We start from the raw sequence: 26,561 nt of genomic DNA, 5'->3' as shown, positions 1-26,561 counted from the left end.
GGAGGGACGGGCTGATGGACGTATTGCCCCTGGTGGGACTGATCGCGGCGAGTGCGGCGGTCGCTGGGGCCGCGCGCCGGACCCCGGTACCCGCGCCGCTGCTGCTCGTCGCGGTCGGACTCGTGGCGTCGTACCTGCCCGGGGTGCCGCAGTACACCCTCGACCCGCACATCGTGCTGCCGCTGATCCTGCCGCCACTGCTGCACACCGCGGCCCTGGAGAGCTCGTACCTCGACCTGCGGGCGAACGTCAGGCCGGTCGCGCTGCTCTCCGTCGGGTACGTGCTGTTCGCGACCGTCGCCGTCGGCTGGCTCGCGTACGAGCTGATCCCCGATCTGCCGCTGACGGCCGCGCTCGTGCTCGGCGCGGTGATCGCCCCGCCGGACGCGGTCGCCGCGACGGCCATCGCGCGCAGGGTGGGGCTGCCCGCGCGGATCACGACGATCCTCCAGGGCGAGTCCCTGGTGAACGACGCGACCGCGATCACCGCCTACAAGGTCGCGCTGGCCGCCGCCGTCGGGGAGGGCGCGAGCTGGGCGGGCGGGATCAGGGAGTTCCTGGTGGCATCGGTCGGCGGCGTCGGCGTCGGGCTCGTCCTGATGGTGCCGCTGCACTGGCTGCGGACGCATCTGAAGGAGGCGATCCTCCAGAACACGCTCTCCCTCCTCATCCCGTTCGTCGCCTACGCGGCCGCCGAGCAGGTCGGCGCCTCCGGAGTGCTCGCCGTGGTCACGGTCGCTCTCTACCTGGGGCACCACGCCTGGCAGGTCGACTTCGAGACGCGCCTCCAGGAGGCCGCCGTGTGGAAGGTGGTCGCCTTCATCCTGGAGTCGGCGGTCTTCGCGCTCATCGGCCTCCAGCTGCCCGTCGTCCTGAAGGACCTCGGCGAGTACAGCGTCGGGCAGGCCTTCGGGTACGCCGTCGCGGTGTTCGTACTCGTCGTGGTGATGCGGTTCGTGTGGTCGTATCCGGCGACCTATCTGCCCTGGTGCCTGTCGAAGCGGATCAGGGAGCGGGAGAAGGACAGCGACTGGCGGCGGCCGCTCGTGGTGAGCTGGGCCGGGATGCGCGGCGTCGTGTCGCTTGCGATCGCCTTCTCGATCCCGCTGTTCGTCGACGACGGGAGCCGTTTCCCCGCTCGCAACCTGGTCCTGTTCCTGACATTCACGACCGTGATCGGCACCCTCGTCGTGCAGGGGCTCTCGCTGCCCTGGCTGATCAGGATCCTCAAGTTGCCGGGGCGCGATACGCAGGCCGAGACGCTCGCCGAGGCGCAGGCGCAGAACGCCGCCTCACAGGCCGCCGAGGAGCGCGTGAACGAGCTGATGGAGGACGAGCGCAACTGTCTGCCCGAGCCGCTCGAGGACCGGCTGCGGACCGTCCTGGAGCGCCGCCGCAACTCCGTGTGGGAGCGCCTCGGCCATGCCAACCCGGTGACGGGGGAGTCTGCCGACGACACCTATCGCCGGCTCACGCGGGAGGCCATCGCGGCCGAGCGCGAGGTCTTCGTACGGATGCGGGACGAGCGGCGGATCGACGACGAGATGATGCGCACGCTGCTGCGCAAGCTCGACCTGGAAGAGGCGGCTGCCTACCGGGAGGTCGACGACTGACCGGCCGCTACGGGGAGGGCGTTCCCGTCACGACGGCCATGAGCCGCGTGCCCGGCGCGAACGCGCCCTCCTCGGTGAGGGCGAGCAGCCCGTACAGCAGCTTGGCCACATAGAGGCGCTCCACGGGCACGCCGTGGCGCTGCTCGAAGTCCTCGGCGAAGGCGAGGAGGGCGGGGGTGGTGCGGCCGTAGCCGCCGCAGTGGAAGCGCTCGTCCAGGGACCAGTCGCCCCGCGGGCCGCCGAACGCCGCCTCCTGGAGGGTGCGTATCTCGTCGCCGAGGAAGCCGCCCTTCAGGACGGGTATGCCGAGTGCGCGCTGCCCCTCGCCGAGCCCGGCGGCCAGTCCGGCGAGCGTGCCGCCGGTGCCGCAGGCGACGCTCACCGCGTCGGCGGCCCCGCGCAACTCCTGCCCGAGCTCCGCGCAGCCGCGCACGGCCTCGGCGTTGCTGCCGCCCTCGGGGACGACGTAGGGCGTCTTCCAGTCACCGTCGGGCGGTGCCACCTCGCGCAGGATGCGCGCGAGCGTGGCCGGATCCCGCTTCTCCCGGTACGTCGTCCGGTCGACGAAGTGCAGACGCATGCCGTCCTCCGCGCAGCGCGCGAGAGAGGCGTTCAGGGGCTGTCCGGCGAGCTCCTGACCCCGGACCACGCCGATGGTCCGCAGGCCCATGAGACGGCCCGCGGCGGCCGTGGCGCGCAGGTGGTTGGAGTACGCGCCGCCGAACGTGAGCAGCGTGCCGTGGCCCGCGGCGGTCGCCGCTTCGAGGTTCGGGGCCAGCTTGCGCCACTTGTTGCCGGGCAGGTCGGGGTGGATGAGGTCGTCGCGCTTGAGCAGGAGCCGCACCCCGTGACGGCGGAACCGGTCGTCGGCGACCGGCTCCACCGGCGAGGGCAGCCGGGGGTGCAGGGGCGGGCGCGGGCGGGCATGCGGGGTCACCTGCTCATTGTGCAAGCGGGTCGCCGCGGGCCGCGTGCCGGAGGCCGGCTACTTGAGCCGGGCGCGGATGCGCCCCCGCATCGAGGCCATCGTGAAGCCGCGCGGGTCGATCTTGCCCGGCTGCCACTCCAGGTGGCCGATCACCGACCTCTCCGTCCAGCCGTGATGGCGGCACACCGCGGCCGCCGCCCTCTCGATGGCCTCCAGCTGCGCGGCGGGCCACGGGTCCTCGCCGTCGCCGAGGTTCTCGCACTCGAAGCCGTAGAAGTGGCGGTTGCCGTCCGTGTTCGCCTCGTTGTCGTGGGGCAGCGCCTTCTCCGCGATGACCGCCCGCAGCACGTCGTCGTCGCCGAGGCCCGCGTGGTTGGCCCGCCCGTAGCCGACGAGGTGAACGCGGCCGTCCTTCGTGATGACGCCGTGGCACAGCGGCCCCGGCAGGTCCGCGTGCCCCTTCCGGCAGAGGTCGACGGTCTGCTTGCTGCCCTTCGTCACGGTGTGGTGGATCATCACGCCGTTCACCGGGCCCCAGGGTCCCTTGTGGTTGCGGTTGTGGTGTCTCCAGTCGCCGACCTCGACGACCGTCAGGCCTTCACGCTTGAGGGCGTCCAGGAAACTGCTCGCGGACATGGGTGGGGCCACGGCCGCCTCCTTCGCGGGGTGCGACGGAAGCGGGGCGCGTCCGTCTCGTACGCCGCTTGTACCCGAACAGGCCCGACCGAACTACTTGTTCGCATCACGTGCGAGCCGATCCGGACATCGTGAGCCGTTCCGGACAGCCAGGCCTACGGGCCGACCGGGAGGGAGGCGGAACTGCCTCAGGCCCGCAGGAAGCCGTCCCCGTGCTCCGCGATGTGGTTCTCCAGGGCTCCGAGCGCGGACTGGGTCGCCTCGGGGGTGCCCGTGCCCTTCCGCTCCGCGTAGTACGCGGCGCCCAGTTTCTTCAGGAGGTCGCCGCCCGCCCGCTGCGCCTGCACCTCGTCCAGCTTCTGCTTGCCCTGCGTGAGCCCGCGCTGCGCCTGCTCCTTGGCGCGGTCCAGGAAGCCTGTCATTGCTGTCTCCCGTCATCGGTGCCTCGGTGTACCGGTTGAACGCCCGCCGGGATCTTGAAGTTCCTCCGTCGATAAGTTCCCTACCCGGAAAAACGGGCATCGTGCCCTGTCCACTCTCGCCCAACCCCGCTCGTTTGTGTAATGGCGCGGCCACAGTGGGTGCTGGAAGTCTTGTCGCCGCAGGTCAGTTCTTGATCGGGAGGCAAAGCCCATGTCGGTAGGCGAAGAAGTCCGCACGGAGCAGGCCGGGCCCCAGCAGAGTCTCGGCACATCCGCAGCGCGGAATCTGGCCACCACCACCAAGTCCGCACCACAGATGCAGGAGATCAGCTCCCGGTGGCTGCTGCGGATGCTGCCCTGGGTGAATGTGCAGGGCGGCACGTACCGGGTGAACCGGCGGCTCAGCTACTCGGTCGGTGACGGACGCGTGACGTTCGTGAAGACCGGAGACCAGGTGCGGGTCATCCCCGCGGAGCTCGGCGAACTGCCGCTGCTGAGGGGCTACGGCGACCAGGAGGTGCTCGAGGAGCTCGCGGTGCGGTGCCGCCAGCGGGAGTACGCGCCGGGCGAGCTGCTCGTCTCGTTCGGCAGCTCCGCCGACGAGGTGTTCCTGCTCGCGCACGGCAAGGTCGAGAAGGTCGGCACCGGTCCCTACGGGGACGACGCGGTGCTGGGGGTCCTGGCCGACGGTGCGTACTTCGGCGAGCAGGCGCTGCTCGACCCGGACGCCATCTGGGAGTACACGGCGCGCGCGGTGACCGCGTGCACCGTGCTCACGCTGCCGCGCCAGGACCTGGAGCAGGTCGCGGAGCGCTCCGAGAGCCTCGCCGGCCACCTGGGAGCGCTGCGGGCCATCCCGGCGCAGCGCGCGAACAAGTTCGGCGAGAAGCAGATCGACGTCTCCGCCGGCCACATCGGCGAGGCGGTGCTCCCGGGCACGTACGTCGACTACGACGCGGCGCCGCGCGAGTACGAGCTGAGCGTCGCCCAGACCGTCCTGCGCATCCATTCGCGCGTGGCGGACCTCTACAACCAGCCGATGAACCAGACGGAGCATCAGCTCCGGCTCACCGTCGAGGCATTGAAGGAGCGCCAGGAGCACGAGCTCATCAACAACCGGGAGTTCGGTCTGCTCAACAACTGCGAGTACGAGCAGCGGCTCCAGCCGCACGACGGCGTGCCCAGCCCGGACGACATGGACGAGCTGCTCAGCCGCCGCCGGGGATCGAAGCTGTTCCTCGCCCACCCGCGCGCCATCGCCGCGTTCGGGCGCGAGTGCAACAGGCGGGGGCTCGTCCCGGAGTCCATCGACGTGGGCGGCAACCGCATTCCGACCTGGCGCGGGGTGCCGATCTTCCCGAGCAACAAGATCCCCGTGTCCGACGCGCGCACGACGTCGATCATCTGCATGCGTACCGGCGAGGAGGAGCAGGGCGTCATCGGCCTCCAGCAGGCGGGCATCCCGGACGAGATCGAGCCGAGCCTGTCGGTGCGGTTCATGGGCATCAGCGAGCAAGCGATCATCTCGTACCTGGTGACGACGTACTACTCGGCGGCGGTGCTCGTGCCGGACGCGCTCGGCGTCCTGGAGAACGTCGAGATCGGCAGGTGGCGTTGAAGCTCATGGCGCAGACGAAGCAGTCCATAGTGCGGCAGCAGCAAGGGGGACCGGGCGAAGAGGTGGCTGCTGACGGCCAGGAGGCGGCGGTGATCCTGGCGCAGGCCAGGGCGCAGGTCGACCCGGAGCTGCGCGGGGCCGTGGAGACCCTGCCCACGTCCCTGCGCCGCATCGCGCGCTACCACTTCGGGTGGGAGCACGCGGACGGCACCGCGGCCACGGAGCACGCGGGCAAGGCCATCAGGCCGGCGCTCGTCCTCGCCGCGGTACGGGCGCTCGGGGGCGCCCCCGAGCTCGCCGTGCGGGCGGCCGCGGCCGTGGAACTCGTCCACAACTTCACGCTCCTGCACGACGACGTCATGGACCGGGACACCACGCGCAGGCACCGGCCGACGGCGTGGACCGTCTTCGGGGACGCCGACGCGATCCTGGCGGGCGACGCGCTCCAGGCGCTCGCGCAGCGGCTGCTCGCCGAGGACCCGCACCCGGCGGCCCGGCCGGCGGCGGCCCGGATCGCGGCCTGTGTGATGGAGCTGTGCGAGGGCCAGGTCGCCGATGTCGCCCTGGAGAGGCGCGAACCGGACGCGGTCACGCTGGACGAGTGCCTCGTCATGGCGGAGGCGAAGACGGGCGCGCTGCTCGGCTGCGCCTGCGCGGTCGGGGGGCTGTACGCGGGGGCCGGAGAGGAGGAGGTCGCGGCCCTCGACGGGTTCGGCAGACAGGCCGGGCTCGCGTTCCAGCTGATCGACGACGTCATAGGGATCTGGGGGGATCCGGCCCGTACGGGCAAGGCGGCGGGCGCCGATCTCGCGGTGCGCAAGAAGTCGCTGCCGGTGGTGGCGGCGCTGGCCTCGGGAACGCCGGAAGCCGGTGAACTGGCCGCGCTCTACGGGGTGGTGGGACCGGACGACGGTCCGCCGAAGGAGGGGGAGCTGGAGGCCATGGCGCTGGTTGTCGAGCGCGCCGGGGGGCGCGACTGGGCGCAGCTGCACGCGGCGGACCGGATGTCCCGGGCGGTGCACCAGCTGTCCCGTGCGGTCCCGGCGCCGGAGGCCGCGGACGGACTGCTGTCGCTGGCCGAGTTCGTGACGCGGCGCAGCCACTAGGGGAAAGCAGCCACCAGGGGAAACCAGCAACAGGGGAGGGGAGTCGCCAAGCGTCGCGGGCCCCGCGTTCCGGCAGGAGCGCGGGGCCCGCACGCGCGTACGGAACCGATCGCCTAGGCTGCAGCGGGCCGGCGCGTGGCGGCCGACCGGCGCAGGGACACGGCCCGTTGAGGCGGGCCGCGACGTGAGGGGGCGGGGCCATGGGCGTGGCGATCCGGAGGGCCACGGAGGGCGATCGGGCGGACCTTGTGCGGCTGCTCGACGAGGCGTTCATGGACGACCCGGTGAGCGGCTGGGTCTTCCCCGGCCTGGCGCACCGGCGCCGCAGGCACGCCGGACTCATGGCGGCCTTCATCGACATCTCGCTGAGCGAGGGATATGTCGACATGACCGAGGACGGTGCCGCGGCCGCGCTCTGGCTCTCGGTGCCGGCCCAGCCGGACGGCTCGGCCGAGGGCGAGGACGACGACGGTCCCGCGCAACTGCGCGCCGCCGTGGACCCGGACAACGAACGGGTCGAGGAGATAGGCCGGTTGACCGCAGGGGCCCACCCGGGCGACCGCGCGCACGAGTACCTGTGGATGATCGCCGTCGACCCGGCGCGGCAGGGCCAGGGCCTCGGCACCGCGCTGACGCAGCCCGTCCTCGACCGCTGCGACCGCGAGGGCGTGGCGGCGTATCTGGAGGCGAGCAGCGACCGCAGCCGTGCGCTGTACGAGCGGCTCGGCTTCACGTGCACCGGCAGCGGGATCGCGTTGCCGGACGGACCGACGATGTGGCCCATGTGGCGTGATCCGCAAGGGATGTGAGCACCTCGCCCAGAGTCCGGCGATCAAGCGGGCGGGCGGCTACTCCTGCGGCACGATCGTGCGGACGATCCGGTCCATGAGGCCTTCGGGGACGCTCACGCCGGGCACGGCGCCGTCCAGCATCCCCGGCATCGTCAGGTGTTCCAGGATGAGCCCCAGCACGGCGAGATAGAGCACGGTCACCGTCTCCGCGCCGCCGGGGAGCCCGGACTCGGTGTGGAACGAGATGCCGAAGTCGAGGTCGCCGCGGAGCGATTTCATGAGGGACGCGCGCAGTTCGGGCCGGCGCCCCGCCTCCAGGCGCATCTCCATCATGGCCAGATAGCCGGTGCGGTCACGCTGGGCGCGGCCGAGCAGATCGTGCATGAACGCCCCGACCAGCTCGCGGTCCCGCGGCCGCTCAAGGAGTTTCGCGACCACCGCCGGATCCGGGGCCAGCCGCTCGTGCAGCCATGCGTCGATCTGGTGCAGCAGGTCGTCCCGACTGGTGAAGTAGTTCGACGAGGTGCCCGTGGGGACGCCCGCCGCCGCGTCCACCGCGCGGAAGGTCAGGCCGCGCGCGCCCTCGGCCGCGAGTACCTCCACCGCGGCGTTCACCAGGGCCACCCTGCGCTCCGCGTTCCGTGCCATCTGCGCGCTCCTCTTGACCGTAGATCCGGAAACCTCTTGCAACCACTACAGATGAAGCACTATAACTGCAGTTGTTCGAGCGGGCCAGGAAGCCGAAACGGCGCGACGGCTCGCCCGGGCACCCCTGTCATCTGCGGAAAGAGACCCACTTGCGAAAGCTCACGTACTTCGTCGCCGTGTCGATCGACGGTTTCATCGGCGATCCCGACGGAGACGCGAACGCCTTCATGCCCTTCGTGGACGAGGAGTTCCTGGGGTTCCTCACGACGGAGTACCCCGAGACCATCTCGGCGGAGGGTCGGCGGATCCTCGGTCTGGAGCACCTGGTCAACAAGCGGTTCGACACCGTCATCCAGGGCCGTGCCAGCTATCAGGTCGGCCTCGACGCCGGCCTGACCAGCCCTTACGGGCACCTGCGCGAGTACGTCGCGGCGCGCTCGATCGAGAAGTCCCCCGACCCGAACGTGGAGATCGTCGCCGATGACGTCGTCGGGAAGATCCGCGAACTGAAAGCGGAGGAGAGCGAGTTCGGCATCTGGCTGTGCGGTGGCGCGACGCTCGCCGGCGTCCTCGCCGACGAGGTGGACGAGCTGGTGATCAAGACGTACCCGCTGGTGTTCGGCTCGGGCATGCCGATGTTCGGCTCCGGCTTCGCGATCGGCGAGTTCGCGCTGGAAGAGAACCGGACGTTCGGCAACGGCGTGATCGTGCGGACGTACAGCAGGAAGAGGCCGGGGACCCCCGGCTAGAATTTTTTTCCGGGCGGTGTCGAGAACGCTGCTGCCGCTCCGACGTCTCCAGTGAAGCCGCCCGCACCCGGCGGGCGGCGGGCCGAAGGAGCGCAGCAATGAAGTACCTGATGATGGTGACAGGCACCCAGCTCGACTACGAGGCCATGGCGGGCAAGGCGTCCGAGGGCAATCCGGCCTGGGGCGAGAAGGACATCCAGGCGATGTTCGCCCACATGCAGAAGATCAACGACGACCTCGCCGAGACCGGCGAGATGCTCGCCGGCGAAGGTCTGGCGGAGCCCGCGAAGGCCCGGTTCGTCACCCCGGACGCCCAGGGGCGGCCCGTCATCAGTGACGGCCCGTACGGGGAGACGAAGGAGCTGCTCGCCGGTTTCTGGATCCTCGAGTGCGAGAACCTCGACCGGGTCACCGAGATCGCCAAGCGCGTGGCCGAGTGCCCCGCCCCCGCGGGCGCACCCGTCCGCCCCGTCGTGATCCGCGCCATCATGGGCAGCGGCGGCGACCTTTGACAACGGCGGCGACCGAGGACCTGCTGCTCCCCCACAGCCTTAAGGGCGCGGGGGCACCCCCACACGCGCCGCAGGTCCTCGGCGCGCTGGTCCGCCGCTACGGACACTTCGACGCCGCGGAGGACGCCGTGCAGGAGGCGCTGCTCGCCGCCGCACGGCAGTGGCCCGAATCCGGCGTGCCCGACAACCCGCGCGGCTGGCTCATCAGGGTCGCGTCACGCCGTCTCGTCGACGCCCTGCGCAGCGACGACGCGCGGCGCAGACGCGAGGAGGCGGATGCCGCGCTCACCCCGCGTGACGCGTTCACGGCCCCGCCGCCCGGCGAGAGCCGCGCCCCCTCCGAGGACGACACCCTCACCCTGCTCTACCTGTGCTGCCACCCGGAGCTGACCCCGGCCGCCCAGGTCGCCCTCACCCTGCGCGCCGTGGGCGGCCTGACGACGGCCGAGATCGCCCGCGCCCATCTCGTCCCCGAGCCGACGATGGCGCAGCGCATCAGCCGCGCCAAGCAGCGCGTACGGGGCGTGCGGTTCCGCCTGCCCGAGGACTGGCGCGAGCGGCTGCCCGCCGTGCTCCAGATCCTCTACCTGATCTTCAACGAGGGGTATGCGGCCACGTCGGGGCCCCAGTTGCAGCGCGCCGACCTGGCCCGCGAGGCGATCCGGCTGACCCGGGCCGTGCGGGCGCTGCTGCCCGACGACAGCGAGGTCACCGGGCTGCTCGCCCTCATGCTGCTCACCGACGCGCGTCGCGCGGCCCGTACCGACGCGGCGGGCGAACTGGTCCGCCTCGACGAACAGGACCGCACCCTGTGGGACCGCGCGGAGATCGACGAGGGCGTCGCCCTGGTCTCCCTCGCCCTCCCGCACGGACCGGTCGGCCCCTATCAACTCCAGGCCGCCGTCGCCGCGTTGCACGACGAGGCCGCGCGCGCCGAGGACACCGACTGGCCGCAGATCCTCGCCCTGTACGACCTGCTCGTGCGGATCGTGCCCGAGGGGGAGGTGATGGCCGCGCTCGGTCGGGCCGTCGCCGTCGCCATGGTGCACGGCCCCGAGGCGGGCCTGACGGAGACGGACAAGCTGGCGGACGCCCTCGGCGGGCACCACCGGCTCGCCGCCGTGCGGGGTCACCTCCTGGAGCTGGCCGGGGACCGCGACGCGGCGCGGGCGGCCTACCAGGAGGCGGCGAGCGGCACGCTCAGCCGCCCGGAGCAGCGCTACCTCCAGCTGCGGGCGGCCCGGCTCGGTGAGGCCCCCGGCCGATATGCGATACCCGCCGCAGCCGTCGGCTCGTAGGTTGGTGTGCATGACCGAACTCCTGCACATCACCGAGCGCTCCCTGTGGGACGCGGCCCGCGCGTCCGGCGCCTACGAGATGTCCACGCGCGGCAGGACCCTCGCCGAGGAGGGCTTCATCCACTGCTCGCTGGCGCACCAGCTCCAGAAGGTCGCCGACTTCCTGTACGGCGCGTACGACGGGCCCGACGAGCTGGTGGTGCTGGTCATCGACAGCGCGCGGGTGCCCGCGCCCGTCAGGTTCGAGGCGCCGGAGCCCGGCGCGGATGAATTCCCGCACATCTACGGGCCGTTGCCTGTCGACGCCGTCACCGAGGTGCGCGACTGGGACGGCGGGCGGGTCCGCTAAAGTCCCCTCGGTCTGCCCGTCGGTCGGACGGGTGTTCGGATCCGGGGGCGGCTCGCCCCCGGGCGGGGACGGGCCGGCGTGAGCCGGCCGAGGGGGTTCGGTGCGCGCACGGCGAGGGGGCGGTCCCGCAGGGGTCGCGGCGGCGATGGCGGTGGTCCTGCTGGCGGGGTGTGACGGTTCACCGTCCGGCGACCGGTGGACCGCGGACGGCGTTCCGATCGTCCGCGAGGCGAAGGACCGGCCCGAACTTCCCTTGCACCGCTACGAATTCACCGCCGAGGACGACGGGGCGTTCGGCACGCTCAAGCGCGCCCAGCAGCTCCTCGCCCAGCGGTGCATGCGCGACTTCGGCTTCGCCGACTTCCCGCGCGACCCGAAGAACCCGAATCCCAGCGGGTTGGCCATGGTGGCCGTGTCCCAGGATCTCGATGGGCAGCTCGACCTGGAGAAGGCGCGGCGCTGGGGGTACGGCTGGGACCCGGAACGGGACGTACGGATCGAGCCCGAGGGCCGCCGTATGACGGTCGAAGAGTCCCACGTCTACTGGGGGCACCGCACGGGCGGGAAGCCGACGGTCCTCGGCAGGCGCGTCCCCGAGGAGGGCTGCCTCGGCCGCGCGGACAAGCGCCTCTACCGCGGTGTGCGGGACCCGCGCCGCACGTGGGGGTATGTCCCGCAGCGGGAGATCGTCCTGGAGAAGGCGGCCGTGAAGGACCGGCGGATGCGGCGCGTGCTCAAGGCCTGGTCGCAGTGTGTCGTGGACAAGGGGTTCAAGCGGTACGGCACCCCCGACGACGCCTTCCGCGACAAGGCGTGGAAGCGCGACAGCGGCGGCAACACGGCGCGTACGCGCCGCGAGCGGGGCACGGCCGTCGCCGACGTCGAGTGCAAGCGCGAGCACAACACCGCCGGGGTGTGGTGGTCCGTGCTGTCCGAGCGGCAGCGGGCGGACCTTGGGCGTCACAGGTCCGCGTACGAGGCGGCGCGCCGGGACCAGGAGACGGTGCGGGACAACGTGCGCGAGGTGCTCGCCACGACGTAATGGGACAGCGGTTCCCTTAAGGTGCTCCATTCTGCTACGTTTGGCGCGCCTTAACGGGAACGCAGAACCATTTAAGGAGTGCCTCATGTCGGCGCCCACGCAGACCGCCCCCGCACCTGCCGTCGCACCACCCCCGCGCATGACGGCCCGCCAGAAGCTCGTCCTCACCCTCCTCCTCGGCGCCCAGTTCATGATCGCCGTGGACTTCTCGATCCTGAACGTCGCGCTGCCCGTCGTCGGCGAGGGGCTCGGCTTCTCGCTCTCCCATCTCCAGTGGATCGCCACGGCGTTCGCGCTCGCCGCCGCCGGGTTCACGCTCCTCTTCGGCCGCGTCGCCGACCTGGTGGGCCGCAAGCGGCTGTTCCTCGCCGGCATGGCGGTCCTCGGCGCCTCCTCCCTCCTGGGCGGTCTCGCCACCTCGCCCGAAGTCCTGCTCGTGGCAAGGGTGTTGCAGGGCCTTGCGACCGCGGCCGTCACCCCGGCCGGTCTCGCCCTCCTGACCACCGCCTTCAAGGAGGGGCCGCTGCGCGAACGCGCCCTCGGCCTCAACGGCGCCCTGATGTCCGCCGGGTTCACCGCGGGCGCCATCCTCGGCGGGCTTCTCACGGACCTGCTCTCCTGGCGCTGGGCGTTCTTCGTCAACGTCCCCGTCGCCGCGCTCGTCCTCGTCCTCGCCCCGTCCGTCATCACCGACTCGCGCCCGGACCGGCGCCCGCGTCTCGACGTACCCGGCGCCGCGGCAGTCACCGGCGGACTCCTGCTCCTCGTCTACGGGCTCACGCAGGCCGGCGAGACCGGCTGGGGCGCCCCCGCGACCCTGGCCGCGCTGCTCGCGGGCGCCGCGCTCCTCGTCGCCTTCCTGTTCGTCGAGAAGCGGGCCGCCGCGCCCCTCGTCCCGCTCCACATCCTCAGGCGGCGCACCGTGATCTGGGGCAACGCGGCCGGGCTCATCGCCTTCGTCACCGAGACGTCCCTCGTTTTCCTGCTCACGCTCTACCTCCAGGAAGTCCTCGGCTACTCGCCGCTCGCCACGGGCCTCGCCTTCGGCGTCCTCGGGCTCGGCACCGTGATCGGCGGCACGCTCGGCGGCCGCGCCGTCGGACGCCTCGGCAACCGGACCACGATCGTCGTCGGCGGTGCCGTCCAGGCCGTCGCCACGCTCGCCCTGGTGGCGCTCGGCACGTCGGGGGCCTGGATCTGGCTGCTCCTCGCGGCCACGTTCGTCGGGGGCGTCGGCAACATGCTGGTGATCGTCGGCTTCATGGTGACGGCCACGTCCGGACTGCCCGACGAGGAGCAGGGCCTCGCCACCGGCCTCGCGACCATGACCCAGCAGGTCGGCATCACCCTGGGCATCCCGGTGATGAGCGCGATCGCCACGGCACGCATGGGCGGGGCGACCGGCCCGCACGCGGTCCTGTCCGGAGTCTCCACGGCCGTACTCGTCAACTCCCTTCTGGTTGCCGCGGGTTCGGCACTGGCCGCGCTGTTCCTCTCGCCCCGGCGCGGACAGAACAGGGCGGGCACCTGACCCCTTGGCCCTGCATGATGGGGCCATGTCCGATCGCATCGAGAACGCAACCGCAGCATCGGCCCTCCCGGTGGCCGTCGACCAGGGCGCGCTCCTCGCCCTCGCCGACGGCCACCACGCGCGTGCCGTACGCCCGTTGGGCAGCGGCGAGCACGCCGGTCACCTCGTCAAGACGTACGCGATCGAGGCGCCGGGGCGCGCCGTGACGGAGCGGGACGTCGCCGCGGTCATGCCGCTCGTCGACGCCCATCTGGCGCTCGGCGCCGTCCGGGGCTCGCTCGGCCTCGCCGTGGTCCTGCTGCACGCCGGGGGAGACGGGGACTACGTCCTCGTCCACACCTGGATCGAGGGCCACATGTCCGACCTCGCGGTCTTCACCGGGCCCGCAGGCCACCCGGAGCAACTGCGGCCCGGCCGCACCGGCCTCGCCCCCTGCGTCTGGGAGGCGGCCGTACTCGCCCACGAGCGCACCGCGTTCACCCGCCACGTCCTCGACGGCGAAGGCCCTCTCACGGACCGCCTCGCCGCCTGGTCCGCGGACGTCACCAAGGAAGACGCCCGGTGACCGACGCACAGGTGAGCGTGCGGCACGCCCGCCCCGGCGACCTGCCCGAAGTGGCCCGACTCGCCGCGGAGCACGCCGCGTTCGAGAAGGCGGACCCGCCGGCGCCCGGCCTCGCCGACCGCCTGCACACGCTCCTGTTCACCACCGCTGCGCCCCGCCTGCGCTGCCTGGTCGCCGAACTCGCCGACGGCGCACTCGTCGGCTACGCGACCTGCGAGCCCGCGATCTCCACCTGGGACGGGTACGAGTACCTCCACATGGACTGCCTGTACCTGCGCCCCGGCCACCGCGGACTCGGCCTCGGACCGCTCCTGATGGACGCCGTGGCCGCCGAGGCCCGCGCCCTGGGGATCGCCGAGATCCAGTGGCAGACACCCGTCTGGAACCACGGCGCGATCCGCTTCTACCGGCGCCTGGGCGCCCGCGAGAAGGACAAGCTCCGCTTCAGCCGGCCGTCCTCGTCAGACCTCGCCGGCCAGTAGCCCCCGCAGTGAGTCCGCCATCGCCGCCACGAACGCGTCGCGCGTGCTCGCGTCGACCAGGTCCAGGGACAGATACGGATTGAGGTCCTCCAGCTCGACCAGGAGCAGTTCGCCCTCCGGGGTTCGGCAGGCGTCCACGCGCTGGATGCCGTGGCCGACGGTGTTCCAGTCGACGAACTTCTGCGCGAACTCCCGGTCCGCGTCCGTGGGCTCGTACGGTTCGAGGACCCACCGCTCGTCCGGCCGGGGCGCGTACAGGGCGTACTGGAGAGCGCGGTCGACGAAGTAGAACGACACCTCGTACCGGAAGCGGATCCGCGGCTGGACGAGGATGCCGTCGAACTCCAGGCCGGGCAGCTCCTCGCGGCCGACGAACGCGAGACCGATGGAGTCGGCGCCGAGCAGCGGCTTGACCACGTACTCGTCCGCCTCGGGCAGCAGAGGGAGATCGGCGGCGCGGGCGACGGTCGGGATGACGGGATACCCGGCGGCGGTCAGGTCGAGCAGATACCCCTTGCCCGCCATGTCGGCCTTCCCGGACAGCCCGTTGTAGACCCGCACCCCGCGCGCGAGGGCCCGCTCGCGGAACGCGTCGTACGCGGCCTGGTAGTGCAGCACGGGCCCGCTGTTGCGCACGACGACCGCGTCGAAGCCGTCCATCAGCGCGGCGGCGTCCAGCGGATGGCACAGCGCCACGTCGAACTCCTCGCGAAGCCGAGCCGAGAGGGCGATGTCCTCGTCGCAGTACCGGCGGCCACGGGCCGGGTACGCGAGATCGGTGACGTAGAGGATGCGGGCGCGCGAGTGCTCCATCCGGGCGACGCTACCCGAGCGCCCCGAAAACGCCGACAGCACCCGGCTCCGCGCGGACGCCGGGTGCTGTCGGACAGGTGACGGGAAGGCGTCAGGCCTTCTTCGTCTCCCAGAAGATCTTGTCGATCTGGGCGATGTAGTCCAGAGCCTTCTGGCCCGTCGCCGGGTCGCTCGACGCCTTGGCGGCCGAGAGGGCCTTCAGGGTGTCGTTGACCAGCTGGCTCAGCTCCGGGTACTTCTCGAAGTGCGGGGGCTTGAAGTAGTCGCTCCACAGCACCGACACGTGGTGCTTGGCGAGCTCGGCGCGCTGCTCCTTGATGACGATGGCGCGCGTCTGGAACTGCGGGTCGTCGTTGCCGGCCATCTTTTCCTGGACGGCCTTGACCGACTCCGCCTCGATGCGGGCCTGGGCCGGGTCGTACACGCCGCACGGCAGGTCGCAGTGCGCGCTGGCCTTCACCTTGGGGGCAAACAGGCGGGAAAGCATGTAGCAGTCCTTCCTCGTGATCGTCTTCTCAGGTGGGACATTACTCCGTGGCAGACCTGTTTTCTCGGGTGCCCCCATGGGCTTAGGACAAAAGTCCAGGGCGAGACTGGGGCTGGTGGAGGATGGGACCGGACGACCGGCGGGCGGAACCGGGGAGGATGTCTGATGTCTGAGACGGCAGAGGAGACGCGGGAGGCCAGGGTGCCGTTTCAAATCATCGAGGTGGACGGGCCGTCCATGGTGCCCACGCTGTATCCCGGCGACTGGATGCTCGTGCAGCACGGCGCGCGAGTACGGCCGGGGGACGTGGTCGTCCTGCGGCACCCCTTCCAGCAGGATCTGCTCGTGGTGAAGCGGATCTCCGAGCGGCGGGAAGGGGGTTGGTGGGTGCTCGGCGACAACCCCGACGCCGGCGGCGACAGCGAGGTGTACGGGGCGGTGCCCGACGACCTCGTGCTCGCCAAGGTGCGCGGGCGCCTGCGCCGCCGCAAGCCGTGGGTGGAGGGCGAGCGTCAGCGGTCCGTCGCGGCCGTGGCCTCCTGGGCGTTCTCGGCGCTGCGGCCCGTGCTGTCCGACCGGTCCGCCTCGGCGCGCTTGCGGGCGCGGTAGGCGGCGACGTTCGCGCGGGTCGCACATCGGTCCGAGCAGTAGCGCCGGGAGCGGTTCGTCGACGTGTCCAGGTAGGCGTTGCGGCACGGCGACGCCTCGCACAGGCCGAGGCGGTCCACGCCGTACTCCGTGAGGTGGAAGGCGAGGCCCATCGCGGCGATCGCCGCGTATCCCGCTGTCGCGTTCGACGGGTGGTCCGCGAGGTGCATGTGCCACAACGGGCGGTCGTCGTCGTCCCGGTGGTCGTGTCCGGAGATCTGCGGACTGACCGGGAACTCCAGGAGGAGCGAGTTCAGCAGGTCGACCGCGAGTGTCTCGTCGCCGCCGTCCGCCGCATCGAAGACCGAGCGCAGGCGTGCCCGTACGCCGCGGAAGCGGGTCAGGTCGGCGTCCGTGGCGCGCCGGGCCGCCGACTGGTTGGCGCCGAACAGGTCGCGCACCGCCTCGACCGTGGTCAGGGAGTCCTTGCCACGACCCGGCTCCTCGCTGTTGACCAGACGTACGGCGTAGTCCGAGTAATAGGCCAGTTCCACTTGTAGTCCTTACCGGGGCGGTCTATCTTCGTCGATGACGGGAGTAATGGCTGCTCTTGCTTCGAGGGTATTACGTACGGGAGGGTTCTCGATGACGGGATCTACGGAAACCGCAGGAGTCACCGCCGACTGGCGCGCCTGGCAGGACAGCTGGGACCGGCAGCAGGAGTGGTACATGCCCGACCGCGAGGAGCGGCTGCGGGTCATGCTCGACATGGTGGAGGCCTTCGCCGGGCCCACACCGCGCGTGCTCGACCTCGCGTGCGGTACGGGAAGTATTACGGACCGGCTCCTGAAGAGGTTCCCCGGAGCCACCAGTGTCGGCGTCGACCTCGACCCCGCGCTGCTCGCCATCGCCGAGGGCACCTTCGCGGACGACGACCGCGTCACTTTCGTGACCGCCGACCTCAAGGACCCGCACTGGGCCGCGCGGCTGCCGCACACCTCGTACGACGCCGTCCTGACCGCCACCGCCCTGCACTGGCTGCACAACGAACCGCTCGCCACCCTCTACGGACAGATCGCCGGCCTCGTCCGCGACGGCGGCGTCTTCATGAACGCCGACCACATGATCGACGACACCACGCCCCGGATCAACGCCGCCGAACGCGCCCACCGCCACGCGCAGATGGACCGCGCCAAGGCCTCCGGCGCCCTCGACTGGGCCGAGTGGTGGGCCCTCGCCGCCAAGGACCCGGTACTCGCCGGACCCACCGCCGAGCGCTTCGAGATCTACGGGGAGCACGCCGACGGCGAGACCCCGTCGGCAGACTGGCACGCCCGCACCCTGCGCGCCGCCGGGTTCGGCGAGGCCCGCCCCGTCTGGCGCTCGCCCTCCGACGCGCTGGTGCTCGCGGTCAAGTAGCCCTGCTCATGCGGGAGGGGGCGGTACGGACACCAGGTCCGTACCGCCCCCTCCTTCTGCTTCTGCGTACGCGGAGTTACAGCACCTTCGACAGGAAGGCCTGCGTGCGCTCGTGCTGCGGGTTCGTCAGGACGTCGCGCGGGTTGCCCGCTTCGACGACCACGCCGCCGTCCATGAAGACGAGGCTGTCGCCGACCTCGCGCGCGAAGCCCATCTCGTGCGTCACGACGATCATCGTCATGCCGGACTCGGCGAGGTCACGCATCACGTCGAGGACGTCGCCGACGAGCTCGGGGTCGAGGGCCGAGGTCGGCTCGTCGAAGAGCATCAGCTTCGGGTCCATGGCGAGCGCCCGGGCGATGGCGACGCGCTGCTGCTGGCCGCCGGACAGCTGCGAGGGGTAGTTCCCCGCCTTGTCGGCGAGGCCCACGCGCTCCAGGAGCTCGCCGGCCCGCTGCCGCGCCTGGGACCGGGACTGGCGCTTGACCTGGACCGGCGCCTCCATGACGTTCTCGAGAGCCGTCAGGTGCGGGAAGAGGTTGAAGCGCTGGAACACCATGCCGATGTCCCGGCGCTTGAGCGCGACCTCGCTGTCCTTCAGCTCGTAGAGCTTGTCGCCCTTCTGCCGGTAGCCGACCAGCTCGCCGTCGACGTAGAGCCGGCCGGCGTTGATCTGCTCCAGGTGGTTGATGCACCGCAGGAAGGTCGACTTGCCGGAGCCGGAGGGGCCGATGAGGCAGAAGACCTCGCCCTCCTTGACCTCCAGGTCGATGCCCTTGAGGACCTCGACGTTGCCGAAGGACTTGTGGACGCCCTCGGACTTCACCATGGCGTTGGTGGTCATCACGCGGCTCCCTTCGGCCGACCGAGCGACAGCAGGTTGGCCCGGATCTTCTGGAACGGCGTCGCAGGAAGCGAGCGGCTGGAGCCGCGGGCGTAGTAACGCTCCAGGTAGTACTGGCCGACGCTCAGGATCGACGTCATGATCAGGTACCAGGCGGCGGCGAGGAAGAGCATCTCCACCGGGGAACCAGAGGTCTGGCCGATGTCCTGGGCGTAGCGCAGGAGTTCGTAGTACTGGACCGCCGACACCAGCGAGGTCGTCTTCAGCATGTTGATGACCTCGTTGCCCGTGGGCGGCACGATCACCCGCATCGCCTGCGGGATCACGATCCGGCGCAGGGTCTTGGCGTGGCTCATGCCGAGGGCGTGCGAGGCCTCCGTCTGGCCCTCGTCGACCGAGAGCAGGCCGGCGCGGCAGATCTCCGCCATGTAGGCGGCCTCGTTCAGGCCGAGTCCGAGCAGCGCCGTCAGGAACGGCGTCATGAACGAGGACCAGTAGTCCTTGTAGATCGGGCCGAGGTTGATGTACTCGAAGACCAGGCCCAGGTTGAACCAGACGAACAGCTGGACCAGGACCGGCGTACCGCGGAAGAACCAGATGTAGAACCAGGCGATCGACGACGTCACCGGGTTGCGCGAGAGACGCATCACGGCGAGCAGGATGCCGCCGGCCACGCCGATGATCATGGAGATCGCGGTCAGGAGCAGGGTCTGGCCGACGCCCCTGAGGATGCGGTCGTCGAAGAAGTAGTCCGGGACCGCGCCCCAGTTGATCTTGCCCTGGGCGAACGCGTAGACGATCGCGACGAGGACGGCGATCGCGACGACCGCGGCCACATAGCGGCCGTAGTGCCGGACCGGGACGGCCTTGATGGCCTCGGGGCCCGCCTTGGGTGGCGGCGGGACGTCCTCGGGCCCGTCCGTCTTGTCGATGTCAACAGACACGGGTGTTGCCTTTCAAACGGCTGGGTGACGAAAGGGGCGCGGTCACTTGCCGCCGTTGACGGTGGCTTCCTTGACCGCGCCGGCCTCGACGCCCCACTTCGCGATGATCTTCTCGTACTCGCCGTTCTTGATGACGGCGTCGAGCGCCGCATTCAGGGCGTCCCGCAGCTGGGTGTTGCCCTTGGCGACCGCGATGCCGTACGGGGCGGCCTCGACCTGGTCACCGACGATCTCGAAGTCCTTGCCGCCGCCCGAGGTCTTCACGGCGTACGCGGCGACCGGGAAGTCGGAGGAACCGGCGTCGGCGCCGCCCGAACGCAGTCGGGTCTGGGCCTGCTGGTCGTTGTCGAAGGCCTCGATGGAGAGCTTCTTGCCGGCCGGGCACTTCTTCGCCTCAGCCTTGGCCAGGTCGTGCGAGACCGTGCCGCGCTGGACGACGACCTTCTTGCCGCACAGGTCGCTCCAGGTCTTGATGCCCTGGGTCTTGCCCTTCGGCGTGTAGATCGAGACGCCCGCGTTGAAGTAGTCGACGAAGTCGACTCCCTCGCCGACCTTCTTGCCGGTGTCGGAGTCGACACCGTTCTGCCGGTCCTTGGTGTCCGTCATCGCCGACATCGCGATGTCGTAGCGCTTGGAGCGCAGACCGGTGATGAGGGTGTCGAACGTGCCGTTCTGGAACTCGAACTTCACGCCGAGCTGCTTGCCCATGGCGGCCGCGAGGTCGGGGTCGATGCCCGCCGTGTTGCCGGACTTGTCCTTGAACTCGACCGGCGCGTACGCGATGTCCGAGCCGACCGTGACGACGCCCTTGTCGCGGATCTCCTTGGGGAGCTTGTCCGCGAGCGGAGCGTTCTTGGTGGAGTCGGCGGGCGCGCTCTTGTCCTTGGTCTGGTCACCGCAGCCGGACAGCAGCAGAGTGCCTGCGACCGCGATCGCGCCGACCACGGCAATCCGGGACTTCGCGGACTTCGCTGCGGTCGAACGACGGGTGGTGCTTGCGGTCATTTCTGGTTCCTCCGGCAGGGTGAGGGAGTAGCCGATGCTGAGATCCGGCACACACCTTCGAGTGTCGCGACCTCGTGTGATTACGGCATCTTGCCATTCGGACCGGGCCATTCAGGGCCCCTGTTATGTCAAAATCGGATAACGGGTTACCCCCGTACCGCTCCCGGACCCCGACAGGCCGGTACATCGCGCCAGCGGGTGAGCGAACATCTGCGGCGACACCGCTGTCCGGCCGGAAGATCTGCGGCCACGCGGGTCGCGTCTCATCATGTGAGCGACGCTCCGTCGGCTTTGAGGTCGGCTTGAGGTCCGGCCCCTAATATCCGGATCCACGGCTATGAGTCATGTCACCGCGCTGTGATCGATCACAAATGGACTCGTCCGGGGTGGCGTCCGTCAGGTAAGAAGGTTCTTTACACCCCTCATCCGGGGCTCAGGGCGCGCGTGCGGCGCGCCCATCGCGTACTGACCCGTACGAGTGCAAGACACCCGACATGTGGGTCTTACGCGGTGCCCGCCCGTTCCTCAACCAGGAGCGGACCCACCCTCAACTGATGATTAAGACTTAAGGGGTCATACAAGTGGCAGCGGAGATCGTCAATCCTCGCAGCGACGCCGGTTCCGGCCAGGCCAGTGCGGGCCCGGCGCATACCGGCAACGAAAGCACCGAAGAGCCCTTCGATCCGGCCTTCGCGCTGCACCGCGGCGGCAAAATGGCCGTGCAGGCCACCGTGCCGGTGCGCAACAAGGACGACCTGTCCCTGGCGTACACGCCGGGTGTCGCGAAGGTGTGCTCCGCGATCGCGGAGAATCCCGAGCTCGTCCACGACTACACGTGGAAGTCGTCCGTCGTGGCCGTCGTCACCGACGGCACCGCGGTGCTCGGCCTCGGGGACATCGGTCCCGAGGCGTCCCTCCCGGTGATGGAGGGCAAAGCGATCCTGTTCAAGCAGTTCGGCGGCGTCGACGCGGTGCCGATCGCGCTCGGCACGACCGACACGGACGAGATCATCGAGACCGTCGTCCGGCTCGCTCCCTCGTTCGGCGGTGTGAACCTCGAGGACATCTCGGCGCCGCGCTGCTTCGAGATCGAGCGCAGGCTGCAGGAGCGGCTCGACATCCCGGTCTTCCACGACGACCAGCACGGCACCGCCGTGGTCACGCTGGCGGCGCTGAAGAACGCGGCCAAGCTCAGCGGGCGCACGCTCGGCGAGCTGCGCGCCGTGATCTCGGGCGCCGGCGCGGCCGGTGTCGCCATCGCCAAGTTCCTCCTCGAGGCGGGGCTCGGCGACGTGGCGGTCGCGGACCGCAAGGGCATCGTCAGCCGGGACCGCGAGGACCTCACGGACGTCAAGCGCGAGCTGGCCGAGCTCACCAACAAGGCCAACATCACGGGTTCGCTCGAGACGGCGCTCGCCGGCGCGGACGTCTTCATCGGCGTCTCCGGCGGTACGGTCCCGGAGCCCGCGGTCGCCTCGATGGCGCCCGGCGCCTTCGTCTTCGCGATGGCCAACCCGAACCCCGAGGTTCACCCGGACGTGGCGCACAAGTACGCGGCGGTCGTCGCGACGGGGCGCTCCGACTACCCGAACCAGATCAACAACGTCCTCGCCTTCCCCGGCATCTTCGCCGGTGCCCTTCAGGTGCGGGCGTCGCGGATCACCGAGGGCATGAAGATCGCGGCGGCCGACGCGCTCGCCGACGTGGTCGGTGACGACCTGGACGCCGGGTACGTCATCCCCTCGCCGTTCGACGAGCGGGTCGCTCCCGCGGTGACCGCGGCCGTTGCCGCCGCCGCGCGCGCCGAGGGCGTCGCCCGACGCTGATCACGCCGCAGGCCCCGACCGCGCCCCGTGCGCCACGGATCGACTCCGTGGCGCACGGGGCGCGGCGCGTGTCACAGCCCTACGGTGTTCCGCGCGGCTCCGCGCGGACCTAGGGTCAAGGTCATGTTCGCTGCCTACGCCGCCCGAATCGACCGTGACCAGCCGCTGAACGGCCTTGAGTTGGGGGATCGCCCGGCTCCCGAGGCCCGCCCCGGCTGGACGACCGTGAACGTCAAGGCCGCCTCCCTCAACCACCACGACCTGTGGTCCCTGCGCGGGGTCGGACTCGGTGAGGACAAGCTCCCGATGATTCTCGGCTGCGACGCCGCCGGGATCGACCAGGACGGCAACGAGGTCGTCCTGCACTCTGTCATCGGCCAGGCCGGTTACGGGGTCGGGCCCCGGGAGGGCCGGTCCATCCTCACCGAGAAGTACCAGGGCACCTTCGCCGAGCAGGTGACCGTGCCCGAGTGGAATGTACTGCCCAAGCCGAAGGAGCTCAGCTTCGAGGAGGCGGCCTGCCTGCCGACCGCGTGGCTGACGGCGTACCGGATGCTGTTCACCAACGCCGGTGTGCGGCCCGGTGACTCCGTGCTCGTGCAGGGCGCCGGTGGCGGCGTCGCCACGGCCGCGATCGTCCTCGGCAAGGCGGCGGGTCTCAAGGTCTTCGCGACCAGCCGCGACGAGGCCAAGCGCAAGCGCGCCCTGGAGCTCGGCGCCGTCGAGGCCGTGGAGTCGGGTGCGCGGCTGCCGCAGCGGGTGGACGCCGTCATCGAGACGGTCGGCGCGGCCACCTGGTCGCACTCGATCAAGTCGCTCAAGCCCGGTGGCACGGTCGTCATCTCCGGAGCCACGAGCGGGGACCGCCCCTCGCACGCCGAGCTGACCCGCGTCTTCTTCCTGGAGCTGAAGATCGTCGGCTCCACGATGGGCTCGAAGGACGAGCTGGAGGACCTGCTGTCGTTCTGCGCGGCCACCGGTGTGCGCCCCGTGATCGACGAGACCCTCCCGCTGGACCGCGCCCGCGAGGGTTTCGAGCGGATGGAGGCCGGCGGCCAGTTCGGCAAGATCGTGCTGACCGTCTGACCTCGCCCGACCTTGGCGGGCCTGTGAGGGTCGAGGGGCGGCGCCCCTCGACCCTCCTCGCCGTGGGCCTCACCGCGGGTCAGCCCTTGGGTGCCTGCAGGGAAGCCCCGATGTGCGCCGCCGCCTCCGACAACCGGCTCCTGGCCTCGCGGAGTTGATCCTCCGTCACCCCGTGGTCCCTGGCCGCGTCGCGGATGTCGTCGCGGAAGCGGTCGAGGAGGCGGTCCAGATCGCGGGCCGGGTCACCGGTCGAGTCCTCGTGGGTCCACGACGGCAGATACTCCGCCGGGATGTCCCCATGAGTGACCCGCACCTCGGTCCCGGAGCTGTCCGAACGGGCCGCGCCGCCCGTCTCCTTGCCGAAGTACTTGCCGAAGTCGCCGAACTCCTTGGCCAGTTCGGTCAGGCCCTCCCGGACCCCCGTGGGCCAGTCGCCCTGCGCGAAGTGGTCCTGGACCTGGTCCTGCACCCGCTGCGCCAGACGCTGGACCTGCTCCTGTGCCTGCTCGCGCGCCTGCTCCTGCGCCTCCTTGGCCTGCCGGCGCGCCCGCTGGGCCTCCTCGCGGGCCCGGCGGCTCTCGTCCTTTGCGCGCCTTGCCTGCTCCTTCCACTCCTGCCGGGCGCGGCGCAGCTCCTCCTTGGCCGCGCGCCACGCCTCCTTGTCCCCGAAGTCCTGGAAGTCGCCGAACGGGCTCTGCCGCTCGCTCTTGCGCGTGGTCGTACCCGACCCGTTCCTCGCCTTTGAGGCGGCCGCCCGCATCTCGCGGCGCAGATCGCCCGCCGCGCCCCGCACGTCGTCCCGGATCTCGGCGGCGAGCTCCGCCACGGACTCGCGGATCTCCAGCTCCAGGTCGGCCAGCTCACCGCTGCGGTCGGCCAGCTCGGCGCGGCCCGCGTCGGTGATCGAGTAGACCTTTCTGCCGCCCTCCGTGGTGTGCGTGACCAGGCCTTCGGCCTCCAGCTTCGCCAGGCGCGGGTACACCGTGCCGGCCGAGGGCGCGTACAGGCCCTGGAAGCGTTCCTCCAGGAGCCTGATCACCTCGTACCCGTGGCGCGGGGCCTCGTCGAGCAGCTTCAGGAGGTACAGGCGCAGGCGGCCGTGGGCGAAGACGGGGGGCATGTCAGAGCACCTTCTTGTCGGCCGGGCCGCCGGCGGCGGCGTCAGTGGCGGGGGAGTCCTCGGCGGGGGGCTGGGTGTAGTCCTCCGCCGGAGGCCGCCGCAGAAGCGCGATCGATCCGGAGACCGTCGTCGCCTTGAGCTTTCCGCGGCCCGTGCCGAGCCTGCCCGTGATGCTCTTGGCGCCCCAGTGGCCGCCGACCCGCAAATCCTCGAAGGCGTTCGACACGGCTCCGCTCGCCGTGTTCGCCTCGACCTCCGCGTCCGCGGGGTGGGGGAGGCGGATCGCGATCTCGCCCGAGACGCTCGTCAGGTTCACATCCGTCGCCCGGTCGGCCGGGTCGAGGTCCACGATCATCGAGCCGCTCACCGATTCGGCCCGCACGGAGGGGCCCGCGCCCTCGACGACGGTCAGGTCACCGGACACGGAGTTGAAGCGCAGGTCGCCCGTGACCGCCTGGGCCTCGAGATTCCCGGAGACGGTGTCCGTGCGCACGTCGCCCGCGACGCCGACCAGTGTCGTGTCACCGGTGACACCCTTGACCTCCGTACGCCCCTGTATCCCGGAGACGACCGCGCCGGCGCCGACGACGCCGACCTCGACTCCGGTGCCCGCCGGGACCGCCAGGGACACGACCGCGCTGCGGCGCCAGCCCTTGGGGTCGAGCCACTTGAGGAAGCCCTTCCACGGCAGGTCGTCGTACGCGACGGTCAGCACGCCGTCCGCCAGGGTCACCTGGAGCGGCGGGCCCTCGATCCCGGACACCTCGAGGCGGGCGGAACCTTCGTCCGTGCCCACGACGTTCACCATTCCGTTGACGATGCGTACGTGGAGCGTCGTCACGGGCTCGTCGAAGGCGAGCTTGTGGGGCTCTGCCACGGACCACTCGGGCATGGTGCGACCTCCTCGGCGGGACGGTTCAGGAGCGAACGCGTTGTATCGCACCCTCGTGAGACACGATATATCGCGGATACGGAAAGTCAAGACAGTCGCGACTGGATTCCGTCGTACCGGCCATCCCGCAGAGGGGCATTCAGGGGCCAAACCTCGCAAACTGACCTAGCGTTGGGTCCATGCCGTCCGACGCCACCGCCGACCCCGCCGACACCCCCGCCCCACAGGCCAGGGCCGCGGGAGCGCTGCTCCTCTGCCGCGCCGCCCCCGCCACCGTCGGCCCCGCCGCCCAGCTCCTGCGCGAACGCATGCTCCTCGCCCAGGCAGGACCCGAGTGGAGCGTCCTGATCCCCGAGGGCAAGCCCTGGCTGCACGGCGGCGAACCGGTCGACAGCGTCCTCGCGGGCTGGGCCGCGGCCCTCGCCGTCAGCGCCCCCTGGCCGGTGCTCGCCCTGTGGTGGGACGCCGAACACAGCGGCTACACCCTCGCCTCCGGGTTCCGCCGCCCCGTCGGCTACGTATGGCTGGCGAACGGCACGCCCGTCGGCGAGGACGAGGCCATGCGCACGTTCGCCGCGCGCCTCGGCCTCGACCCCGTCCTGGACATGCAGTCACTGGAGGCCCTCACCCGGTCCGACAGCGCGGCGGACGCCCGCGCCCGCCTGCTCGGCCTGCTGGCGGTCCTCACGCGCGCGGGGCTGACGCTCCCGGCGGGTATGAACCCCGGCGAACCCGCCGACCGGCTGCGCGCGGTCGCACGCGTGCAACCCGGCGCCGAGTACATCGTGTGGTCGGGCTGGCGGGACGCCGTACGCGCGGAACTCGACGTCGTCGAGCGCAGCGCCATGGGGCCCTGGCTGCGCGGTCCCAAGGCGCGCACAGCGGCGGCGGGCCAGCTCGCCGTGGGCATCCCGCTCACCGTCTGGGGCCTGCGCCGACACGGCATCGGCTGGGCGGTCGCGGGCGCGCTTCTCGTCGTGCACGGCGCGCTCGGCCTCGCCTACGACCGGCTGCGCGCCTGGGACTGAGACCTGCCCGGGACCGACTACTCCTCGTCGTCCTCGTCGTCGAGACGCGCCAGCCACGTGGCCAGCCGCTCGACCGGCACCTCGAAGTCCGGGTTCAGATCGACGAACGTGCGCAGCTGCTCGGCGAGCCACTCGAAGGTGACCTCCTCCTCGCCGCGCCGCTTCTCCAGTTCCTCGATGCCGCGGTCGGTGAAGTACATGGGCCAGTCGCTCCTGGGG

Annotated in this window: 30 protein-coding genes; 17 read left to right on the top strand and 13 right to left on the bottom strand. The window is 71.0% G+C overall.

The features are described from left to right. Positions 1–14: 14 nt before the first annotated feature. A complete protein-coding gene (locus tag OG698_RS18335; RefSeq protein WP_406104105.1) occupies positions 15–1,613 on the top strand; it encodes a Na+/H+ antiporter in 1,599 nt (532 codons plus the stop codon). A gap of 7 nt (positions 1,614–1,620) precedes the next feature. Here the strand turns inward: OG698_RS18335 and OG698_RS18330 are convergent, their stop codons facing one another. The 3 genes from OG698_RS18330 to OG698_RS18320 all read right to left on the bottom strand — a co-directional run bounded on the left by OG698_RS18330 (position 1,621) and on the right by OG698_RS18320 (position 3,599). Continuing rightward, positions 1,621–2,550 carry a 1-aminocyclopropane-1-carboxylate deaminase/D-cysteine desulfhydrase gene (locus tag OG698_RS18330; RefSeq protein WP_406104104.1) on the bottom strand — a complete coding sequence of 310 codons (930 nt, stop codon included), beginning with the start codon at positions 2,548–2,550 and terminating at the stop codon, positions 1,621–1,623. A 48-nt stretch (positions 2,551–2,598) separates the two neighbouring features. Further along, positions 2,599–3,177, bottom strand: coding sequence for an N-acetylmuramoyl-L-alanine amidase (locus tag OG698_RS18325; protein ID WP_406111135.1), 579 nt, complete (start codon positions 3,175–3,177; stop codon positions 2,599–2,601). Between the two features lie 188 nt (positions 3,178–3,365). Further along, positions 3,366–3,599, bottom strand: coding sequence for a hypothetical protein (locus OG698_RS18320; protein WP_100595931.1), 234 nt, complete (start codon positions 3,597–3,599; stop codon positions 3,366–3,368). A gap of 211 nt (positions 3,600–3,810) precedes the next feature. On the opposite strand from OG698_RS18320, the gene OG698_RS18315 reads away from it, so the two are divergent. The 3 genes from OG698_RS18315 to OG698_RS18305 all read left to right on the top strand — a co-directional run bounded on the left by OG698_RS18315 (position 3,811) and on the right by OG698_RS18305 (position 7,132). Continuing rightward, on the top strand, positions 3,811–5,217 hold the full coding sequence (locus tag OG698_RS18315; protein ID WP_406104103.1) for a family 2B encapsulin nanocompartment shell protein: 1,407 nt from the start codon (positions 3,811–3,813) through the stop codon (positions 5,215–5,217). A gap of 5 nt (positions 5,218–5,222) precedes the next feature. Then, complete coding sequence (locus tag OG698_RS18310; RefSeq protein ID WP_406104101.1) at positions 5,223–6,323, top strand: family 2 encapsulin nanocompartment cargo protein polyprenyl transferase; 1,101 nt, start codon at positions 5,223–5,225, stop codon at positions 6,321–6,323. A 200-nt stretch (positions 6,324–6,523) separates the two neighbouring features. Then, positions 6,524–7,132 carry a GNAT family N-acetyltransferase gene (locus OG698_RS18305; protein ID WP_406104099.1) on the top strand — a complete coding sequence of 203 codons (609 nt, stop codon included), beginning with the start codon at positions 6,524–6,526 and terminating at the stop codon, positions 7,130–7,132. A 39-nt stretch (positions 7,133–7,171) separates the two neighbouring features. Here the strand turns inward: OG698_RS18305 and OG698_RS18300 are convergent, their stop codons facing one another. Next, a complete protein-coding gene (locus OG698_RS18300; protein ID WP_406104098.1) occupies positions 7,172–7,762 on the bottom strand; it encodes a TetR/AcrR family transcriptional regulator in 591 nt (196 codons plus the stop codon). 149 nt (positions 7,763–7,911) lie between these two features. Between OG698_RS18300 and OG698_RS18295 the strand changes: the two genes are divergently transcribed. The 8 genes from OG698_RS18295 (at position 7,912) to OG698_RS18260 (ending at position 14,290) form a co-directional block, all read left to right on the top strand. Next, complete coding sequence (locus tag OG698_RS18295; RefSeq protein WP_406104096.1) at positions 7,912–8,511, top strand: dihydrofolate reductase family protein; 600 nt, start codon at positions 7,912–7,914, stop codon at positions 8,509–8,511. A 98-nt stretch (positions 8,512–8,609) separates the two neighbouring features. Further along, positions 8,610–9,023, top strand: a complete 414-nt coding sequence (locus tag OG698_RS18290; protein ID WP_399969708.1) for a YciI family protein — start codon at positions 8,610–8,612, stop codon at positions 9,021–9,023. A gap of 23 nt (positions 9,024–9,046) precedes the next feature. Further along, positions 9,047–10,321, top strand: coding sequence for an RNA polymerase sigma factor (locus OG698_RS18285; RefSeq protein ID WP_406111133.1), 1,275 nt, complete (start codon positions 9,047–9,049; stop codon positions 10,319–10,321). Positions 10,322–10,331: 10 nt separating this feature from the next. Next, on the top strand, positions 10,332–10,670 hold the full coding sequence (locus tag OG698_RS18280; RefSeq protein WP_399969705.1) for a DUF952 domain-containing protein: 339 nt from the start codon (positions 10,332–10,334) through the stop codon (positions 10,668–10,670). Between the two features lie 100 nt (positions 10,671–10,770). Continuing rightward, positions 10,771–11,712: a hypothetical protein gene (locus tag OG698_RS18275; RefSeq protein ID WP_406104094.1), complete on the top strand. Its 942-nt coding sequence runs from the start codon at positions 10,771–10,773 to the stop codon at positions 11,710–11,712. An 85-nt stretch (positions 11,713–11,797) separates the two neighbouring features. Then, entirely contained in the window at positions 11,798–13,243 is a 1,446-nt protein-coding gene (locus tag OG698_RS18270; RefSeq protein WP_406104093.1) for an MFS transporter, read from the top strand. A 25-nt stretch (positions 13,244–13,268) separates the two neighbouring features. Next, complete coding sequence (locus tag OG698_RS18265; RefSeq protein WP_406104092.1) at positions 13,269–13,808, top strand: hypothetical protein; 540 nt, start codon at positions 13,269–13,271, stop codon at positions 13,806–13,808. Next, complete coding sequence (locus OG698_RS18260; protein ID WP_406104090.1) at positions 13,805–14,290, top strand: GNAT family N-acetyltransferase; 486 nt, start codon at positions 13,805–13,807, stop codon at positions 14,288–14,290. Before OG698_RS18265 ends, OG698_RS18260 begins: the two co-directional genes overlap by 4 nt. Here OG698_RS18260 and OG698_RS18255 read toward each other — a convergent pair. Beyond that, the gene (locus OG698_RS18255; RefSeq protein ID WP_406104088.1) at positions 14,270–15,103 is read right to left on the bottom strand and encodes a hypothetical protein; all 834 of its coding nucleotides are present in this window, start codon (positions 15,101–15,103) and stop codon (positions 14,270–14,272) included. The two genes, OG698_RS18260 and OG698_RS18255, sit on opposite strands and share 21 nt — an antisense overlap. Before the next feature lie 91 nt (positions 15,104–15,194). Next, positions 15,195–15,590, bottom strand: coding sequence for a superoxide dismutase, Ni (gene sodN / locus OG698_RS18250; protein WP_100595918.1), 396 nt, complete (start codon positions 15,588–15,590; stop codon positions 15,195–15,197). A gap of 165 nt (positions 15,591–15,755) precedes the next feature. Here sodN and sodX point away from each other — a divergent pair, with 165 nt between their 5' ends. Continuing rightward, positions 15,756–16,199, top strand: a complete 444-nt coding sequence (gene sodX / locus OG698_RS18245; protein WP_406104086.1) for a nickel-type superoxide dismutase maturation protease — start codon at positions 15,756–15,758, stop codon at positions 16,197–16,199. On the opposite strand, the gene OG698_RS18240 is transcribed toward sodX, so the two are convergent. Further along, the gene (locus tag OG698_RS18240) at positions 16,103–16,732 is read right to left on the bottom strand and encodes a CGNR zinc finger domain-containing protein (protein ID WP_406104085.1); all 630 of its coding nucleotides are present in this window, start codon (positions 16,730–16,732) and stop codon (positions 16,103–16,105) included. The two genes, sodX and OG698_RS18240, sit on opposite strands and share 97 nt — an antisense overlap. Positions 16,733–16,823: 91 nt before the next feature. Here OG698_RS18240 and OG698_RS18235 point away from each other — a divergent pair, with 91 nt between their 5' ends. Then, on the top strand, positions 16,824–17,597 hold the full coding sequence (locus tag OG698_RS18235; RefSeq protein ID WP_399969688.1) for a class I SAM-dependent methyltransferase: 774 nt from the start codon (positions 16,824–16,826) through the stop codon (positions 17,595–17,597). A 76-nt stretch (positions 17,598–17,673) separates the two neighbouring features. On the opposite strand, the gene OG698_RS18230 is transcribed toward OG698_RS18235, so the two are convergent. The 3 genes from OG698_RS18230 to OG698_RS18220 are packed head-to-tail and all read right to left on the bottom strand — an operon-like array spanning position 17,674 to position 20,390. Continuing rightward, positions 17,674–18,441: an amino acid ABC transporter ATP-binding protein gene (locus tag OG698_RS18230; protein ID WP_406104084.1), complete on the bottom strand. Its 768-nt coding sequence runs from the start codon at positions 18,439–18,441 to the stop codon at positions 17,674–17,676. After that, on the bottom strand, positions 18,441–19,385 hold the full coding sequence (locus tag OG698_RS18225) for an amino acid ABC transporter permease (protein ID WP_406104082.1): 945 nt from the start codon (positions 19,383–19,385) through the stop codon (positions 18,441–18,443). The genes OG698_RS18230 and OG698_RS18225 overlap by 1 nt, the downstream gene beginning before the upstream one ends. A 42-nt stretch (positions 19,386–19,427) precedes the next feature. Next, entirely contained in the window at positions 19,428–20,390 is a 963-nt protein-coding gene (locus tag OG698_RS18220; RefSeq protein ID WP_399969682.1) for an ABC transporter substrate-binding protein, read from the bottom strand. A 581-nt stretch (positions 20,391–20,971) separates the two neighbouring features. Between OG698_RS18220 and OG698_RS18215 the strand changes: the two genes are divergently transcribed. Together OG698_RS18215 and OG698_RS18210 are read left to right on the top strand one after the other, a co-directional pair. Further along, a complete protein-coding gene (locus OG698_RS18215) occupies positions 20,972–22,216 on the top strand; it encodes an NADP-dependent malic enzyme (RefSeq protein WP_100595911.1) in 1,245 nt (414 codons plus the stop codon). 123 nt (positions 22,217–22,339) lie between these two features. Then, entirely contained in the window at positions 22,340–23,302 is a 963-nt protein-coding gene (locus tag OG698_RS18210) for a zinc-binding dehydrogenase (RefSeq protein ID WP_100595910.1), read from the top strand. A gap of 79 nt (positions 23,303–23,381) precedes the next feature. On the opposite strand, the gene OG698_RS18205 is transcribed toward OG698_RS18210, so the two are convergent. Further along, positions 23,382–24,422 carry a helix-turn-helix transcriptional regulator gene (locus tag OG698_RS18205; protein WP_406104080.1) on the bottom strand — a complete coding sequence of 347 codons (1,041 nt, stop codon included), beginning with the start codon at positions 24,420–24,422 and terminating at the stop codon, positions 23,382–23,384. A gap of 1 nt (position 24,423) precedes the next feature. Continuing rightward, positions 24,424–25,314 (bottom strand): DUF4097 family beta strand repeat-containing protein, encoded by an 891-nt coding sequence (locus tag OG698_RS18200; RefSeq protein WP_406104078.1) that lies wholly within the window; start codon positions 25,312–25,314, stop codon positions 24,424–24,426. Positions 25,315–25,493: 179 nt separating this feature from the next. Between OG698_RS18200 and OG698_RS18195 the strand changes: the two genes are divergently transcribed. Continuing rightward, entirely contained in the window at positions 25,494–26,342 is an 849-nt protein-coding gene (locus tag OG698_RS18195; protein ID WP_406104076.1) for a hypothetical protein, read from the top strand. Between the two features lie 17 nt (positions 26,343–26,359). Here the strand turns inward: OG698_RS18195 and OG698_RS18190 are convergent, their stop codons facing one another. Further along, a complete protein-coding gene (locus OG698_RS18190; protein ID WP_005312030.1) occupies positions 26,360–26,542 on the bottom strand; it encodes a DUF6104 family protein in 183 nt (60 codons plus the stop codon). Positions 26,543–26,561 lie beyond the last annotated feature (19 nt).

Source organism: Streptomyces sp. NBC_01003 (assembly GCF_045162695.1).
Taxonomy (GTDB): Bacteria; Actinomycetota; Actinomycetes; order Streptomycetales; family Streptomycetaceae; genus Streptomyces.
Note: the sequence above shows the minus strand (reverse complement) of the source record. Positions and strands in the feature narration are given on the sequence as shown.

Excerpts from the sequence above, each read along its gene's own strand:
- OG698_RS18335 (WP_406104105.1), top strand. The coding sequence starts at position 15 with ATGGACGTATTGCCCCTGGTGGGACTGATCGCGGCGAGTGCGGCGGTC.
- OG698_RS18325 (WP_406111135.1), bottom strand. The coding sequence starts at position 3,177 with ATGTCCGCGAGCAGTTTCCTGGACGCCCTCAAGCGTGAAGGCCTGACG.
- OG698_RS18320 (WP_100595931.1), bottom strand. The coding sequence starts at position 3,599 with ATGACAGGCTTCCTGGACCGCGCCAAGGAGCAGGCGCAGCGCGGGCTC.
- OG698_RS18315 (WP_406104103.1), top strand. The coding sequence starts at position 3,811 with ATGTCGGTAGGCGAAGAAGTCCGCACGGAGCAGGCCGGGCCCCAGCAG.
- OG698_RS18310 (WP_406104101.1), top strand. The coding sequence starts at position 5,223 with ATGGCGCAGACGAAGCAGTCCATAGTGCGGCAGCAGCAAGGGGGACCG.
- OG698_RS18305 (WP_406104099.1), top strand. The coding sequence starts at position 6,524 with ATGGGCGTGGCGATCCGGAGGGCCACGGAGGGCGATCGGGCGGACCTT.
- OG698_RS18300 (WP_406104098.1), bottom strand. The coding sequence starts at position 7,762 with ATGGCACGGAACGCGGAGCGCAGGGTGGCCCTGGTGAACGCCGCGGTG.
- OG698_RS18290 (WP_399969708.1), top strand. The coding sequence starts at position 8,610 with ATGAAGTACCTGATGATGGTGACAGGCACCCAGCTCGACTACGAGGCC.
- OG698_RS18280 (WP_399969705.1), top strand. The coding sequence starts at position 10,332 with ATGACCGAACTCCTGCACATCACCGAGCGCTCCCTGTGGGACGCGGCC.
- OG698_RS18270 (WP_406104093.1), top strand. The coding sequence starts at position 11,798 with ATGTCGGCGCCCACGCAGACCGCCCCCGCACCTGCCGTCGCACCACCC.
- OG698_RS18265 (WP_406104092.1), top strand. The coding sequence starts at position 13,269 with ATGTCCGATCGCATCGAGAACGCAACCGCAGCATCGGCCCTCCCGGTG.
- OG698_RS18255 (WP_406104088.1), bottom strand. The coding sequence starts at position 15,103 with ATGGAGCACTCGCGCGCCCGCATCCTCTACGTCACCGATCTCGCGTAC.
- sodN (WP_100595918.1), bottom strand. The coding sequence starts at position 15,590 with ATGCTTTCCCGCCTGTTTGCCCCCAAGGTGAAGGCCAGCGCGCACTGC.
- sodX (WP_406104086.1), top strand. The coding sequence starts at position 15,756 with ATGTCTGAGACGGCAGAGGAGACGCGGGAGGCCAGGGTGCCGTTTCAA.
- OG698_RS18235 (WP_399969688.1), top strand. The coding sequence starts at position 16,824 with ATGACGGGATCTACGGAAACCGCAGGAGTCACCGCCGACTGGCGCGCC.
- OG698_RS18230 (WP_406104084.1), bottom strand. The coding sequence starts at position 18,441 with ATGACCACCAACGCCATGGTGAAGTCCGAGGGCGTCCACAAGTCCTTC.
- OG698_RS18220 (WP_399969682.1), bottom strand. The coding sequence starts at position 20,390 with ATGACCGCAAGCACCACCCGTCGTTCGACCGCAGCGAAGTCCGCGAAG.
- OG698_RS18210 (WP_100595910.1), top strand. The coding sequence starts at position 22,340 with ATGTTCGCTGCCTACGCCGCCCGAATCGACCGTGACCAGCCGCTGAAC.
- OG698_RS18205 (WP_406104080.1), bottom strand. The coding sequence starts at position 24,422 with ATGCCCCCCGTCTTCGCCCACGGCCGCCTGCGCCTGTACCTCCTGAAG.
- OG698_RS18200 (WP_406104078.1), bottom strand. The coding sequence starts at position 25,314 with ATGCCCGAGTGGTCCGTGGCAGAGCCCCACAAGCTCGCCTTCGACGAG.
- OG698_RS18195 (WP_406104076.1), top strand. The coding sequence starts at position 25,494 with ATGCCGTCCGACGCCACCGCCGACCCCGCCGACACCCCCGCCCCACAG.
- OG698_RS18190 (WP_005312030.1), bottom strand. The coding sequence starts at position 26,542 with ATGTACTTCACCGACCGCGGCATCGAGGAACTGGAGAAGCGGCGCGGC.